The 14,940-nt window shown below is 39.3% G+C and carries 15 protein-coding genes; 6 read left to right on the top strand and 9 right to left on the bottom strand.

The window, feature by feature from the left end; all coding sequences use genetic code 11:
* Window positions 1-105: 105 nt before the first annotated feature.
* The 3 genes from F580_RS0107720 to gpmI all read right to left on the bottom strand — a co-directional run bounded on the left by F580_RS0107720 (window position 106) and on the right by gpmI (window position 4,312).
* Window positions 106-888 (bottom strand): divergent polysaccharide deacetylase family protein, encoded by a 783-nt coding sequence (locus tag F580_RS0107720; RefSeq protein WP_019027136.1) that lies wholly within the window; start codon window positions 886-888, stop codon window positions 106-108.
* A gap of 563 nt (window positions 889-1,451) precedes the next feature.
* Complete coding sequence (locus tag F580_RS0107715) at window positions 1,452-2,636, bottom strand: murein hydrolase activator EnvC family protein (RefSeq protein ID WP_019027135.1); 1,185 nt, start codon at window positions 2,634-2,636, stop codon at window positions 1,452-1,454.
* Window positions 2,637-2,746: 110 nt separating this feature from the next.
* Window positions 2,747-4,312, bottom strand: a complete 1,566-nt coding sequence (gene gpmI, locus F580_RS0107710) for a 2,3-bisphosphoglycerate-independent phosphoglycerate mutase (RefSeq protein ID WP_026301314.1) — start codon at window positions 4,310-4,312, stop codon at window positions 2,747-2,749.
* A 197-nt stretch (window positions 4,313-4,509) separates the two neighbouring features.
* On the opposite strand from gpmI, the gene F580_RS0107705 reads away from it, so the two are divergent.
* From F580_RS0107705 to gpsA, 4 genes are all read left to right on the top strand, one after another.
* The gene (locus F580_RS0107705) at window positions 4,510-4,935 is read left to right on the top strand and encodes a rhodanese-like domain-containing protein (RefSeq protein ID WP_019027133.1); all 426 of its coding nucleotides are present in this window, start codon (window positions 4,510-4,512) and stop codon (window positions 4,933-4,935) included.
* A 70-nt stretch (window positions 4,936-5,005) separates the two neighbouring features.
* Window positions 5,006-5,266, top strand: coding sequence for a glutaredoxin 3 (gene grxC / locus F580_RS0107700; RefSeq protein WP_019027132.1), 261 nt, complete (start codon window positions 5,006-5,008; stop codon window positions 5,264-5,266).
* Between the two features lie 46 nt (window positions 5,267-5,312).
* Window positions 5,313-5,813, top strand: coding sequence for a protein-export chaperone SecB (secB, locus tag F580_RS0107695; RefSeq protein WP_019027131.1), 501 nt, complete (start codon window positions 5,313-5,315; stop codon window positions 5,811-5,813).
* A 40-nt stretch (window positions 5,814-5,853) separates the two neighbouring features.
* Window positions 5,854-6,858 carry an NAD(P)H-dependent glycerol-3-phosphate dehydrogenase gene (gene gpsA, locus F580_RS0107690; RefSeq protein WP_019027130.1) on the top strand — a complete coding sequence of 335 codons (1,005 nt, stop codon included), beginning with the start codon at window positions 5,854-5,856 and terminating at the stop codon, window positions 6,856-6,858.
* A gap of 101 nt (window positions 6,859-6,959) precedes the next feature.
* On the opposite strand, the gene trmL is transcribed toward gpsA, so the two are convergent.
* Window positions 6,960-7,424 carry a tRNA (uridine(34)/cytosine(34)/5-carboxymethylaminomethyluridine(34)-2'-O)-methyltransferase TrmL gene (gene trmL / locus F580_RS0107685; RefSeq protein ID WP_026301313.1) on the bottom strand — a complete coding sequence of 155 codons (465 nt, stop codon included), beginning with the start codon at window positions 7,422-7,424 and terminating at the stop codon, window positions 6,960-6,962.
* Window positions 7,425-7,511: 87 nt separating this feature from the next.
* Between trmL and F580_RS0107680 the strand changes: the two genes are divergently transcribed.
* Entirely contained in the window at window positions 7,512-8,429 is a 918-nt protein-coding gene (locus F580_RS0107680; RefSeq protein WP_019027128.1) for a cation diffusion facilitator family transporter, read from the top strand.
* A gap of 25 nt (window positions 8,430-8,454) precedes the next feature.
* Here F580_RS0107680 and F580_RS0107675 read toward each other — a convergent pair whose 3' ends face one another.
* The 5 genes from F580_RS0107675 to rsgA all read right to left on the bottom strand — a co-directional run bounded on the left by F580_RS0107675 (window position 8,455) and on the right by rsgA (window position 14,248).
* The gene (locus F580_RS0107675; RefSeq protein WP_019027127.1) at window positions 8,455-9,459 is read right to left on the bottom strand and encodes an alpha/beta fold hydrolase; all 1,005 of its coding nucleotides are present in this window, start codon (window positions 9,457-9,459) and stop codon (window positions 8,455-8,457) included.
* 99 nt (window positions 9,460-9,558) lie between these two features.
* Window positions 9,559-11,730 (bottom strand): M56 family metallopeptidase, encoded by a 2,172-nt coding sequence (locus F580_RS0107670; protein WP_019027126.1) that lies wholly within the window; start codon window positions 11,728-11,730, stop codon window positions 9,559-9,561.
* Window positions 11,731-11,748: 18 nt separating this feature from the next.
* Window positions 11,749-12,129 carry a BlaI/MecI/CopY family transcriptional regulator gene (locus F580_RS0107665; RefSeq protein ID WP_019027125.1) on the bottom strand — a complete coding sequence of 127 codons (381 nt, stop codon included), beginning with the start codon at window positions 12,127-12,129 and terminating at the stop codon, window positions 11,749-11,751.
* 169 nt (window positions 12,130-12,298) lie between these two features.
* Entirely contained in the window at window positions 12,299-13,132 is an 834-nt protein-coding gene (gene asd / locus F580_RS0107660; protein WP_040357074.1) for an archaetidylserine decarboxylase, read from the bottom strand.
* A gap of 63 nt (window positions 13,133-13,195) precedes the next feature.
* The gene (gene rsgA, locus F580_RS0107655; RefSeq protein ID WP_019027123.1) at window positions 13,196-14,248 is read right to left on the bottom strand and encodes a small ribosomal subunit biogenesis GTPase RsgA; all 1,053 of its coding nucleotides are present in this window, start codon (window positions 14,246-14,248) and stop codon (window positions 13,196-13,198) included.
* Between the two features lie 97 nt (window positions 14,249-14,345).
* Between rsgA and orn the strand changes: the two genes are divergently transcribed.
* Entirely contained in the window at window positions 14,346-14,891 is a 546-nt protein-coding gene (gene orn / locus F580_RS0107650) for an oligoribonuclease (protein ID WP_019027122.1), read from the top strand.
* The last annotated feature ends 49 nt before the right edge of the window (window positions 14,892-14,940 follow it).

The raw sequence follows: 14,940 nt of genomic DNA, 5'->3' as shown, positions 1-14,940 counted from the left end.
CCTTGTTGCTCGCTTATTTAATAGAATAACTATGATACAAAGCTCGCGCCGCGATTAAGCCCGTTTTAAATTGAATAAATTTTAACCCTGAAAGATCAACAGACCCTAGTTAGTGACTACCGTCATGACATCGTCGGCACTGGGGTCTTGATATAATTGTGATAAAGGCACCAGTTCAATATCATGTAGTTTTAATGTCGGGATCAGTTTATTTAATATCGATACTGTTTTAGGGTGAGGGTGGGCAATGGCAATGGCTACTTGCTTCTTTTTGGCAATAGCGATCAGCTGCTTAAATTGTTGACTAATATATTCTTCGCTTAATTCATTATCTAAAAAAATATGCCTTGATTTCACCGGCACACCGACATCCATAGCCGCTTGTTTCGCTTTTGACAGTGCACTGGTTTTACTGTCTAAAAAGAGCAACTGATGTTGTTTTAAAAAGGTCATGGTCCAAGTCATTGGCTGATAAAGTTGCGTTAGATAACTACCCATATGATTATTTATGCCAATGGCGAAGGGAATCTCAGCCAAAGAGTTCGCTAAACTTTGATTAAATGCTTGCTCATTCATGTCACTTGTTAATGCACCAGGGCCTAATTTTTTTCTATTTTCAGATTCCATTGGAATATGAATTAGCACATCGTGATTATCACTATTGGCTTGCACAGCAAGTTTTTTACCATAGGTGGTGTGAGGTAAAAAAGCATAGGTGATTTCACCCGGTAAGTTTAAGGCATTTTTATCAGTATAACGGTAACCCATATCATCAATAACGATGGCAACGCGGATGGATTTAGCCTGTGCTTTAAAGCCAAATAGCGTAGGGTTAAGTAATAATGTCGCGAGAAGAGTCACACTTATTTTTAGGAGAATATTTTTCACTGGGGAATATATATCTTTTTAATTATTAGAATCATAAACATTAGCAGCAATCAAATTAAAAAATACAATGTTTTAACTAAATAACACAAATAAATAACACAAATAAATAGCGCAAATAAATAATACTACTCTCACGGTGATTTTCTTTAGGCTCGTTGCCTGTCAATTAGGCTAAGGGGGGTGGTAGCTATACCAAGTTGATCAAGTTCTTTCCCATTCAGCGAGAATTAAAAGGCTTAGAGGCAAGGCATTGATTGAAGAGAATGGTTATTCAGGAGAATATGCTCAGGATAATATGCTCCTGCATTATCTAATAAGGTACTTCCTGTACCGTCTGCATTCTCTATTAAGCTGCATCCATGCAGCGTCCTTGTCAAAATCAATAACGCAGCATGTAAGCCTTTGCCTTTTATTAGGTACTCGCCCTCTGGGAGCTTGCTCGATGCCCACTAACATCGTTAAATTTATTTGATTTAGAATGACTAAACCGAAACAAATTTTCCTTGTTATTGAACATTGAGCAGAGCTCTGAGTTGGGAAGAAATTTAATCAAATTGGTATTGTTATCGACACCAAAGGCTAGGGTTAAGAGCTTTACCTCGATGGCGGATTTCAAAATATACTCCTGATTGCTCTAAACCGCCACTTTGACCGACTAAAGCGATTGGTTCACCTGTTTCTACCCGATCACCTACGGACTTGAGTAAGGTTTGATTGTGAGCATACAGGCTCATATAACCATTGCCATGATCAATCACCGTTAATAAGCCATAGCCTTTTAACCAATCAGAAAATAACACCTTTCCATTATGAATAGTTTGCACTTGTCGGCTAATAGGTGCCGTAATCAAGACACCTTTCCACTTTAAATAACCCTGTTTACGAGTACCAAATTTATGGGCCATACGTCCTTTAACCGGCCAGGATAATTTACGTTTCAACTTACTTAAGCCGGTTAAATCTATTTCTGCTTGCAGGATGGCGGCTAATTTACTTAAGGCTTGGTTTAAGTTGTTTTCTTCGCCTTTAAGCTTGTTCAATTGCTGCTGGCTAGAAAGTAACTTGCGGCTTAATTTAGCTAAGGTTTTACTTCGTTGTGATTTACTCAACCGCAATTGGCTATCTTGTTGTAGTTGATCTTTTTTTAGTTGCTGTAAATGCTCAATTTGTTCTTGATGCTCGGTACTTACTTGTAAAAGTTTAGCAATGGTCGTTTGGAATTTATCTATTTCTTTTGTTCTTGCTTGGTTTAAATATTGATAGTAGCTAATGGTTCGTTGTATTTTTTCACTTTGGTCTTGGTTTAACAGTAATTTTAAAAAATCATGTTGCCCGGTCGTGTAAGCGGATCTGAGTTGCTGCGCTAATAAACGTTCCTGTTTTTGTTTGGCAAGGGTAAGCTGTTTTTTTTCTTTGGTTAATTTGGTGATTTTTTTTTCGGTAAGTGTAAGGTTGCCTTCAATTTTATTGATGGCTTTTGTGACTTTGGCAATGGCCAAGTCATTACTTTTTAATTCTTGCTCTAAATTGCTGCGTTGCTTATTGGTATCAAAAATATTTGACTCTTGCTTGGCAATGGCTTTTTGTACGTCATTGAGTTTGGCACGGTTTTGTTTTTGCGCGCTTTCATTACCCGTTGATTTAGCTGCTTGCAGGGGAGAAGTGAACAACAAGCTTAATAATAAGCTTGTTGTGACAATCTGTTGAATGAGTTTACTTGCTAAATAAGTGTGGATAAACAATCCCATAGTCGATGATGATCTAAATCAAAAGCCAATATATCACCTAACCCTATGCTTTATTGATTTAATATGACTTGGCTTATTTAGTTTAGCTATGTGAGCGCGGCTATTTTAGTTTATTTAGCTAAAGTCATTAAAATTGAGCCAGTCATCTCTTCTGGTTGCTCCATCCCCATTAGATGTAATAGGCTAGGCGAAATATCACTTAGCGTACCAGAGGCTGCTGGCGATGCCTTTCGGCCAACATAAATTAACGGCACTGGCTCACACGTGTGGGCGGTATGTGCCTGACCCGTAACATTATCTTGCATTTGTTCGGCATTGCCATGATCCGCTGTAATGAAACACTCGCCGCCACTTTTTTGCAATGCATCTACAACTCGGCCTACACAAATGTCTACCGCTTCACAGGCTTTCACCGCCGCATCAAAATTACCCGTGTGGCCGACCATATCACCATTTGGGTAATTACAAACGATGAAGTCATATTTACCACTTTCAATGGCGCCAACCAATTTGTCGGTCAGTAGCGTGGAGTTCATTTCTGGCTGTAAGTCGTAGGTTGCCACGTCAGGTGACGGAACTAAAATACGCTCTTCACCAGTAAAGGTATCTTCCTTACCACCGCTAAAGAAAAAGGTGACATGGGCATACTTCTCTGTTTCCGAAATACGTAATTGCGTTTTATTATGTTTTGCTAACCACTCACCCATGACATTATCAAGCGTGGCAGGCGCGAACGCTGATGGCGCGTCAATGCTAGCCGCATATTGGGTTAACATCACAAAGTCGCTGATTGCCGGAATGTATTTTCGTTCAAAGTCGGAAAAATTCCCTTCTGTAAAGCAACGAGTAAATTGGCGCGCTCGGTCAGCTCGAAAGTTCATAAAAATTAACGCATCACCATCAAGGACCTTGATAGATTCGCCTGAGGGAGTTGTGATCGCGCTAGCGCCAACAAACTCATCATTCTCATCTCGTTGGTAAGCAGCAGAAAGAGCATCTAATGCGTTAGAGTATTGATGTAAACCTTTACCACTAACCATCAAGTTGTAAGCGGCTTCGACACGATCCCAGCGCTGATCTCTATCCATCGCATAATAACGGCCAATCACTGACGCTATTTGCCCTTCGCCTGTTGCACTGTCTGAAAACAACTCAGAGAATTTTTGTTGGGCTTTTTCTAAAGACGTTTGAGCACTGCGTGGTGGGGTATCCCTACCATCTAAAAATGCATGTAAATAAACCTTTTTTGCACCACGATTTTTAGCGAGTTCCATCATAGCGAAAATATGATCTTCATGGCTATGAACGCCACCGGGAGACAGCAAACCAAAAATATGTACGGCGTTATTACTGGCGACAGCATTATCAACGGCTTGACATAGTGTCGGGTTATTTACGAAATCACCATCACTGATTGATTTAGTGATGCGGGTGAAATCTTGATAAACTACTCGGCCAGCACCTAAATTGACATGACCTACTTCAGAATTACCCATTTGCCCTTCAGGTAAGCCAACGGCCATGCCAGAAGTATCAATTAGCATATTTGGGTAGTTGGCTTTTAAATCATCTAATACCGGAGTGTTTGCTTGATGAATTGCATTGGAACTAGTCTCTTCTCTATAGCCCCAACCATCTAGAATCATCAGTACCGTTGATTTTTTATTCGCCATTATATTCCTCGTTAAAAATTAGTGTAGCTTGGGTATATAGCCGGTATTGTACACCCTAGGATTGTGTTATTCACTAAGGATTTAGCATTGAAATGTTCCAAGGAGACTTACCGAGTTTTACCTTGTCGGATATGCTCGCAATTCTAAGAGGTTTGCGTATAATATGCCGATTCTAAATTTGATAAAAATGGTCTTTATTTATGGAACAATTGATTACTTTTGCTGGCGATAATGGCATGTTGAGCGCGGTTTGGGTTGCCTTAGTGGTAATGATTATTGTCACGACAATTAAAATGAAAATGTCGCCAATTAAACAAATTAGTACACAAGATTTAACTTTTTTAATGAATAGAGAAGAAGGCGTTGCCCTTGATATTCGTAAGGAAAAAGAGTTTAAAGCAGGTCATATTCTTGATGCTATTAATTTATCCAATGAAAAAATCACTGAAAAGGGTTTCACTAGTCTTGAAAAATACAAAGATAAACCCATCATTGTAGTATGTGCGGCAGGAATGAGTGCTGTACAAGTTGCAAGTAAAATACATAAAGAAGGTTTTACTCGTGTTAGCGTACTTAAAGGTGGTATGAATAGCTGGACTAGCGCAGGCTTACCTGTCGCTAAGTAGTTAATTACCCGTTTAAATCACTAACCGATGTCATTGAGTAATGACAGAGAATTAATGACAGAGAATTAAAATGGCAAAAATTGATATTTATACTAAAGCATACTGCCCTTATTGTACTCATGCGCTTGGCTTACTGAAAAATAAGTCGGTTGCATACAATGAAATTAAGATCGATGGTGATATGGCAATACGTAGCACTATGATCGAACGCAGTAACGGTGGTTATACCGTGCCACAAATCTTTATTAATGATGTTCATGTTGGTGGCTGTGATCAGTTAGTAGCCTTAGAAATGAATAATCAGTTAGATGTGTTATTAGATGCAAGCTAACCTTACCTTCCATTAAATAAAATAATTATAATAACAGGAGCCCCTCATGGCTGAAGAAAATCAAGTAGCAAACAATGAAGCAGCACCACAACAATCGCCGGAATTTGCTATTCAACGTATTTACACCAAAGATGTTTCTTTTGAAACACCTAATTCTCCTGAAGTATTTCAGTTAGATTGGAAACCTGAAATTAAATTAGATCTTGATACTCGTTCAACTAAACTAGCCGATAATACCTATGAAGTTATTTTATCGGTAACGGTTACTGCCACAGTTGAAGGTAAAACCGCCTTTTTAGCTGAAGTACAACAAGCAGGTATCTTCACTATTGGTAACTTACCTGAAGCACAGATAGCACATACTATCGGCGCCTTCTGCCCAACGACATTGTTCCCGTATGCTCGTGAAACAGTAGCAAGTTTAGTAAACCGTGGTTCATTCCCACAATTTAATTTAACGCCGGTTAACTTTGAAGGCTTATATGCCTCTTATGTTCAACAACGTGCAGCGCAAGAAAATGCACCACAGAGCACTGAAACACATTAGTAATTTGCATCCATCAATTAGCTTATAAATAAGGTTATACATGACAGTCGCTGCAAAAATCACGGTACTGGGTGCTGGCTCTTACGGCACGGCCTTAGCAATTTGTTTAGCCAGAAATGGTCATAAAACGTTGCTGTGGGGGCGTGATGCTGTTCAAGTTTCAGCAATGGTGCAAGATAATGAAAATGCTAAATACCTGAGTGGATGTCCTTTTCCTAAAAATCTAGTGCTTGAAGCTGATTTAACAACGGCCGTGCAAGCGAGCGATAACATATTAGTTGTCGTCCCGAGCCATGCCTTTGGGGATATGCTTAAGAAAATTAAGCCAATGTTAACAAAAAAAGCAAAAATTGCTTGGGCAACCAAGGGCTTAGATCCTGATGCGGGCGATCTATTACATACAGTCGCCTCTAAAATACTAGGTGACAAGGTATCTTTAGCCGTTTTATCAGGGCCCACTTTTGCTAAGGAAATGGCTTCAGGCTTACCTACCGCAATCTCATTGTCTTCTGTTGATGATGAGTTTGTCGCTGAACTATCTGACTTACTGCATTGTGAGAAACTATTTAGAGTCTACTCTAATAAAGACTTTATTGGCGTGCAATTGGGTGGCGCGGTGAAAAATGTTATCGCTATTGCTGCAGGTATATCGGATGGTATTGGCTTTGGCGCTAATGCACGTACAGCTTTAATTACCCGTGGTTTAGCTGAAATGACCCGTTTAGGTTTAGCATTGAATGCTGAGCCTGCAACATTTATGGGCATGGCAGGTTTAGGTGATCTGGTGCTAACATGTACTGATAATCAATCTCGTAATCGCCGCTTTGGTTTAGCATTAGGTCAAGGTAGTGAAGTTAAACAAGCGATTACTGATATTGCTCAAGTCGTGGAAGGTTATAGGAACACTAAAGAAGTCTATATGCTTGCTCAGCGCCATGGTGTTGAAATGCCCATTGTCGAACAAGTTTATCAAGTACTTTATCGCGGAAAAGATGCCAGGGCAGCTGCGGCTGATCTGCTCTCTCGTGATAAGAAATTTGAGTAATCACATTTTTTGATTCAGAATAATGTGAGGGAAAAAAAGGGTAAATCAGTCAAACACTGCTTTACCCTTTTTATTGTCTGTATTATCTATATATATACGGATTATACCGCGTTAGGAAAACCTAGTTGACGCCAAGCATCGTAAACGATTACCGCTGCAGCATTTGAGAGATTCATGCTTCTACTTTCTTTTAACATCGGAATTCTGATTTTATTTTCATCTGGAATTTGTGCGCGCACTTCTTCAGGTAAGCCCGAGGTTTCTGAACCAAACAATAAATAATCGCCTTCAGTAAAGCTTATATCACCATAAAAATTATTAGTTTTTGTCGTGATAGCTAACACGCGTTTTGGCTGTTCTTTATCCATGAAAGCAGCAAAGTTACTATGGCGATTTATAGCGGCAAATTCATGGTAATCTAAGCCTGCACGGCGTAGTTTTTTGTCATCTAAATCAAACCCTAACGGTTCAATTAAATGCAAACGAAAGCCTGAGTTTGCGCATAAACGAATTATATTGCCGGTATTTGGCGGGATCTGTGGTTGAAAAAGAACAACATCTAGCATAACGATCATCATGTGATAAAATTTTTGTTATTATAACTAATAATGACTTTCAGTTTTCAGTTTTTAATTTTTCTTTAAGGATTCGTAATGGCGACAAGTTCTACTTCTGCCGATGAATATGCATTCTGGGTGCGGTTAGCCGCTATTTCTTCAACTTCAACGGCATTGGTTTTAGTGGTAATAAAACTCTATGCTTGGCTAGCAACTGACTCTAGTGCCATGTTGGCCTCTACCACAGACTCAATCTTAGATTTATTCGCCTCGATAATGAGTATTGTTATTTTACGCTTTGCCCTAGCACCGGCGGATAAAGAGCATAGTTTTGGTCACGGTAAAGCTGAAAGTTTAGCGGGTTTAGTACAAGCTTCCTTTGTACTGGGCTCAGCAATATTACTTATTTTTAGTGGTGTTTCTCGGCTACTTAATCCACAGCCGATAGTTCAGGGAGAAATTGCTATTTGGGTAACACTCATATCAATAGCGTTAACCCTGGTGCTTGTCGTTTTCCAGCGTTATGTGATAAAGCGCACCGGATCCATTATTATTAGTGGTGATGCATTACATTACCAATCTGATCTCTTTTTGAATTTAGGCGTTTTAGCCGCAATCATTTTGAGCCAAGGTATTTGGCTACACGCGGATGGCGTATTTACTATATTAGTTGCCCTGTACTTAGTTTTCGGTGCCGGTCAAATTATGGTGCAAAGTGTCTCTCAGTTAATGGATAGCGAGTTAAGTGATGATGAATTAGCTAAGATTAAAAATATTGTGCTAACTCATGGCAAAGCAAAAGGTATGCATGAGTTACGCACTCGCCAGTCAGGAGCAAAGCGATTTATACAATTTCATTTAGAATTGAGTGATGATTTATCGCTATTAGAAGCGCATAGCATAGGCGATGAAATTGAGTTTGAGATGTGTCAAGCGCTCGCTCCATGTGAAGTCTTTATTCATCATGATCCTAGTTCAGTGGTGCAAGGTGTGCAGTCTCGATATGAAGCTTAATTATTAGGGCAGTAACGTTAAGGGTTTAGCTATGTTGTTTAAACCAAGCAAGACTTCGTTGTATTGCAATGTCTCTATAGTCATCAATCTCAAAAAATAATTCATGATAGGCATCATCAAACCTTATGGGGACACCATCAGGGCAAGATTGTGGTTGTAGTGCGTGTAATTGCTGACAAAATTTATTTTGTGCCTGTTGGCAAACGACGGTATCTTTTCCTGCTTGGAGTACTAATATAGGTGTCTTTAGCTGGTTTATTTTGGCAAATATTTCTTTTTGTGCACCAATGCTTTGAGCAAGCCAATGACAAGTAACACCGCCGAGTTGTATGCTCTTATTTTGTTGGTATAAGTCGCTAAAATTTTGATAACGCGGTGCTGAGTGAGTTAACTTATTCTTGCTAAAGGAGACGGTAGAGAAACCTTGCTGTCCGATAAAATACCAAGGATGGACACTGAACATTCTGTTTAGTGTTAACTTAATTTTTATTAACCCTGTCGCAATAGGGCTGGGAATACTGCCTGAATTAAAACCTAGCATAGGCGATGCTATTACTGCTGCTCTTACCGAGTCAGGTGAGTCTTGCATAAACCGAGTTGCTATCGCGCCGCCCATAGAGTGGGCTAGTATGTACGGTTTACTGGTGCTATTTTTCGCAACAATATGATCAATGAAATATTTTAAATCATCAATGTAGTGCTGGAATTTAACAACATAACCCTTATGTTTATTTGCAATTAATCGCTCGGATAAACCTTGACCCCGATGATCGATAATAAAAATATTGAAGCCTTTTTGGTATAAATCAAAGGCGAGCTCTTGGTACTTCAAATAACTTTCACTTCGCCCGGGGACAAGCACTAATGAAGGCGTGGTATCATCAGGGTGTATGAATAATGCATAATGAATATTTATTCCTGCAATACCGGTAAACGAAGCAAAAAGACCTTGTTGCCAAAATACCGTCATCGGGGCTGACAAATTATTGGTCGAGTCTTGGTCAAGGGTCGAAATATGAAGTTTACGCACGAGTAAGTCTCTAAAAATAAGCAACCATAATGAATAACTTTCATTATATAAGAAAATATCGAACTAGCATGAGGGTAATTGAAAACTAAAGCTAAACCTTTAAGCGTGTAGGCTAAACGAGAATATCTTACTCATCTTACTTTTAACCTTTTCTCCGCCCTTTGTTGCCGGGCTAAAGCGCCATTTTCGAATAGCTGTTCTTATCGCCGATTTGAAATAGATAAGTTTATTCTTATGGCCAAATTGAATATCTTTCACTCGGCCATTTCGGTCAATGGTAAAGTTTACTTGTACTTCCATCTCAATGCCACGACGCTTCGCTACACTGGGATAAATAGGGCTAATGGAGTTAAGTAATTTCGCTGCGTGCGTCATTACCGGCTTATGAATAGCTTGCTTAGTAAACGTTATTTTACTGGTGTTAGTGGCTTGGGTATTGGTAGGGGGTAATCTATATGATGTTTGATATAAATCATTTTGTATTGCTAATTGGCTGATTTCGTGGCGATATGAAATCGGCGTATAGGCAATGTTTTTCTTATCAAAGCTATCGTTAAAATTGACGGGGATAAACTGGTTTGCTGCTTTTAACGTGTCTAATGCCGTAGGAGATACTCTCAATTGAATAGCTTTCTCGGCTTTAGTCTTTTTAAAGACTTTATTTTCTGCCCGCAACCGATCCGATGCATTAGTTAGTGATGGTATACGGCTAGATTCTTGTTCAATATTATTCAGTGCAATACTCTTAGAGATAAACTCTACTTCGATATTATTTTTAGCCGGGTTAACTTTAAGTTGAGCTTTAGCTGAACTAGCGCTGAGACTTTGCTTAGCCAATGTTTTTTTATAATCTACAAACGTAGCGTTGACCGTGTCGATAGGAGTAATTTTTTCGACTTTTATCTTGGTTGAGGAAAGTGCTAGAGCAGGTTTAGAGGAAGAGTTAGCGTTGTCGATTTGCAATTTATCATTAATGGCGGGGATTATTGATAACTCATTATTTATTGTTGCATTGGTATCGCCATTGATAATCACAACTTCACTCAATGAAGCCTGAGTAGACGTTTTTTTACTCATCAGTAGTTGTTGAGCGATAGAGTCCTTCGATAGACGAGGTTGGATATTATCTCGTTGGCCTAATTTAGGATCGCTTATTGCTAGTCTCGAATGAACGATATTATTGGCAAATGAACTGTTTTGTTGCCACGGGAATTGATTATTCAATTGATGGGCGAAAGGCAAGGTTAGTAATTGATTGATACTGAGTAATGTTAACGCTAGCAGCAGGCTGATAGCCGCTAGCCATTTACTGGTGAGGTTACTTGGTGCGCAATGATGATCAACTAAACGCAGTACTCGTGCTTTTAAATCACCACCAGATGCTGCCATTGCCATGGCTGGTATCGTATGTAGGTGACGCTTCGAACATAACGAAGCGGTATCAGTTAAGGTATGTGCATAAGCAATAGCATCGCCGCATTGCTGTACCGCGATATCATCACTACAATACTCCCGTTCATTACGCATTTGCTTACCAACCCAGTGCACACTCGGATGGAAGAAAAAGAGTAGCTCTATCAGAGTCTGTAAAAAATTAACTAAATAATCGTGACGACGAATATGAGCAAGCTCATGTAAAATTAGCATTTCAAGTTGCGCAGGGGCTAATCCAGTCACCATGCTAGCCGGCAATAAAACTACCGGTTTTAACCAACCAATAGCCATAGGAACTTCGGCTTTTAATGAAATGAGTAATTGGGGTGTTTTCGCTAAGCTAATTTGTTTGGCTAATTCATCAAAGCGAGCTAATAAAGCTGAAGGGGGAGTAATACTTGAATGCACAGGTAAGTTATTAACATTACGTACCTCAATCAAAAGTTTACCGGCGAGCATCGTGATGGTCGCGAGCCAAAGTATGGCAAGATAAGGTAATGAATAAGCTAAAATAGACGGCAGTAATTCTTGATAGCTATACAAGGTGTTTTGCTGAGTAAGCTCATTAACTAAATTCGTTAATGGAATCGGGCTGAGGTTGCTATTAAGACTTGCACTTGTGTCAGGATAAACCATAACGAAGGTAAGTATCGCCAGTACCGCATTAGCAAGCATAGCAATAGTTGCTAATGCGTAACGTAATTTAGGCTTGTTTGTGTCAATAATAAATAAGGCTGACTTTAAGGTAAGCGCAACGAGTAGACCTTGCCACAAAAAGTGCAATAAGGTTAACGATAAGCTATATAATAAAGGGCTATTAAATAATTGTTCAAACATAGTTAAATTTGGGTCTAGCTACTTTTCTAATGAGTTTAATAGTTGACGTATATCACTAATTTCTTGAGCACTGGTTGAATCATCAATAGCGCGCATAACCAATTTTGATGTTGAACCGCCAAATGCTTTACTAATTAAGTCTTTAATAAGTGACGATTGTGTTTGTGTTTGGCTATTAGCCGTAGCATAAACATGAGCTCGATTACTTTCATCGCGAATGACTAACGATTTTTCATGCATGATCTGTAATATTTTTAAAACAGTAGTATAGCCAGTTTTTTGTGTAATGCTAACAACATCATGAACCTGCCTGACCGTAGCGGGTCCCATTTTCCAAAGCACATTAAGCAGTGTTAACTCAGCTTCAGTGGGCTTAACAACGGAATTATCCTGCGCCATTTATATATCCTTTATGTGGTAGTGTTAGTTTTGGCTGATATTTTTTATCATATTAGACAAGATACGAATGTAATCGTATTTTGTCTAAGCATATATTGAGTACACTAAATGAGCAACATTTTTATTCAATGATGGGTTTTTGATGCTTTATCTGAACTACAGTCCACATTTATGACTTTTTAAGGGAAGCATAGATCTCGCCAAGGCGAGTGACAGTACCAGGCCCTGCATCTTGGGCAAATTCACTTAGCATTTTTGGGGCGAAAGCACTGACAACCGTTGAACCTAACTTGAAGCGGCCCATTTCATCCCCTTTCTCAAAGGTAATCGCATCGCTACCTCCTTGTGGGTATTGCCATCTGAAGATAGCTTTACCTGCTGGGGGGGTAATTGTACCTGCCCAGGTTGTTTCAATACTAGCAACAATCGTAGCGCCAACCAATATCATAGCTAGTTCGCCGAATTCGGTATCAAAAATGGCAACGACACGCTCATTTCGAGCAAAAAGATCAGGTACATTTTCAGCGGTAAGGGGGTTAACTGAAAATAGTTCGCCGGGGATGTAAATCATTTCACGTAATGTTGCTGCCATTGGCATATGGATTCGGTGATAATCTTTTGGTGCAAGGTAAATACAAGAAAATTTTCCGCCTTGAAAAGGGGCTGCAGTTTTTTCATCACCACCAAGTAACGTGGTTAGGCTATAATTAAAGCCTTTCGCTTGGATAAGTTGCCCATCAACAATATCACCTTGTTGACTAATAGCACCATCTACTGGGTAGCATATAGTGTTTTCATCATTATTGATTTGGCGAGCACCTTCTTCTAATTCGCGAGTAAAAAAATTATTAAAAGTGTCAAAGTCACTGGCCTTTTTTAGTTTCGCTTCATCCATATTGATGCCATATGCATTAATAAATAGACTAATAAGCTTAGTGGTTAACCAGCCCATTTTTGCAGCGGCTAACTTACCAACTAAACGTGAAATAGCATGTTTAGGCATAATGTATTGCAAGGTGATTTTTATTTTATCGCTAAGATTATTGTTTGAAGACACTCGTTTTCCTTAATTGTTAAAACGTGAGGTTAATGTATTATCATTGAGGCTAGCTAAGATACGCTGAAAGCTAGCTAAGCGGGCAGGATTAATTTTTTTATCCTTTGCGGCGGCTATTAAGGCACAACCAGGGTCTATTTGATGTTTACAATCTCGAAATTTACACAAACCAAGGAAATCTGAGAACTCGGTAAAACCATGGCATACTTGCTCGGGTGTTAAATGCCATAGACCGAATTCACGAATGCCAGGGGAGTCAATTAAGTCACCGCCTTCATCAAAGTGGTATAAACGCGCTACTGTCGTGGTATGTTGCCCTAGGCCGGAGTTTTCAGAGACTTCTTTTGTTAATATTCCTACGCCAGGCATAAGGGCATTAACTAACGTTGACTTTCCAACGCCGGATTGACCGACAAAAATACTGGTATGTTGTGCCAATTGTACTTTAAGTTCATCAATACCATCGCGCGTCGTACTACTAGCATAGAGAACGTGATAACCAATATCGTGATAGATTTTGAGCTGTTTAGCGATCGATGCTTGCTCATTGCTACTGATGGTTGTTAATAAATCCGTCTTATTGAGTACAATGACTGGGGTAATACCGGTCTGCTCAGCGGCGACTAAGTACCGATCAATAATATCGCTATTAAAAACAGGTAAGACCGAAGAAACAATCAAAATTTGACTGATATTTGCTGCGATAGGTTTAACGCCATCATAAACATCGGGACGACTTAATACTGAGTCTCGCTCGTGGACAGCTTCAATAATTCCGGTAATTGAGTGCTGGCTTTCTTTGCCCTGTCGCCATAGTACCTTGTCACCACAGACAAGGGAGGAAATGGAGCGGCGTAAATTACAGCGAAAGACTTTACCCGAACCATCTTCTACATCGGCATGTTGCCCAAAGCGACTAATAATGACCCCTTGCTCGGGAGCACCTAAATCATCATCTTGCCATTGCACTTTATTTTTAGTGTTTTTGCCTGAAAGCTTTTTATCATGATTGGCTTTGATACGCCTTTGTTGACCTTTGGTCAGTTTTTTTACCTTAGACATGTGATTTATTCATCTATTTAATTTGATCCAACTTAGTTCTGACGTATTATACTAACAATTATATGCGAATGCTTGTGCATTTTTTTAAGGGAAGTTTATGGTGGGTAATGACAGTAATTTAATTTGGCTTGATCTGGAAATGACCGGGTTAGAGCCAGCAGATGATGTTATTTTAGAAATAGCTATCATTATCACCGATAGTCATTTAAATATGTTAGCGCAAGGACCAATTTTTGCTATCAATCAAAGTGATGACGTATTAAATAATATGAACCCGTGGTGTATTGAGCATCATGGCAAGTCAGGACTTACCCAGCGGTGTCGTGATAGCAAGGTAAGCTTAACGCAAGCAACCGAACAAAGCTTAGCTTTTATTCAAGCGTGGGTGCCAAAAGGTAAGTCTCCTATGTGTGGTAATAGCATCGGACAAGATAGACGTTTTATTAATAAATATATGCCTGACTTTGAAGAGCATTTTCATTACCGTAACCTCGATGTTAGTACTATTAAAGAATTGGCAAGACGCTGGAAACCCGAAGTACTTGATTCAGTTGTCAAAACGGGTGCACATTTGGCCTTAGACGATATAAAAGAGTCTATTGCTGAGCTCAAAGTTTATAGAGAACTTTTCTTTAAAATGTAGTGTTAACCCAAAAGTTAACAATAAAGACACAAAAAAATTAAGGCAGGAT

Source organism: Colwellia piezophila ATCC BAA-637, from assembly GCF_000378625.1.
Lineage (GTDB): Bacteria > Pseudomonadota > Gammaproteobacteria > Enterobacterales > Alteromonadaceae > Colwellia > Colwellia piezophila.
The sequence above is the reverse complement of the archived record's forward strand: the minus strand, read 5'-3'. Positions and strand labels throughout refer to the sequence as shown.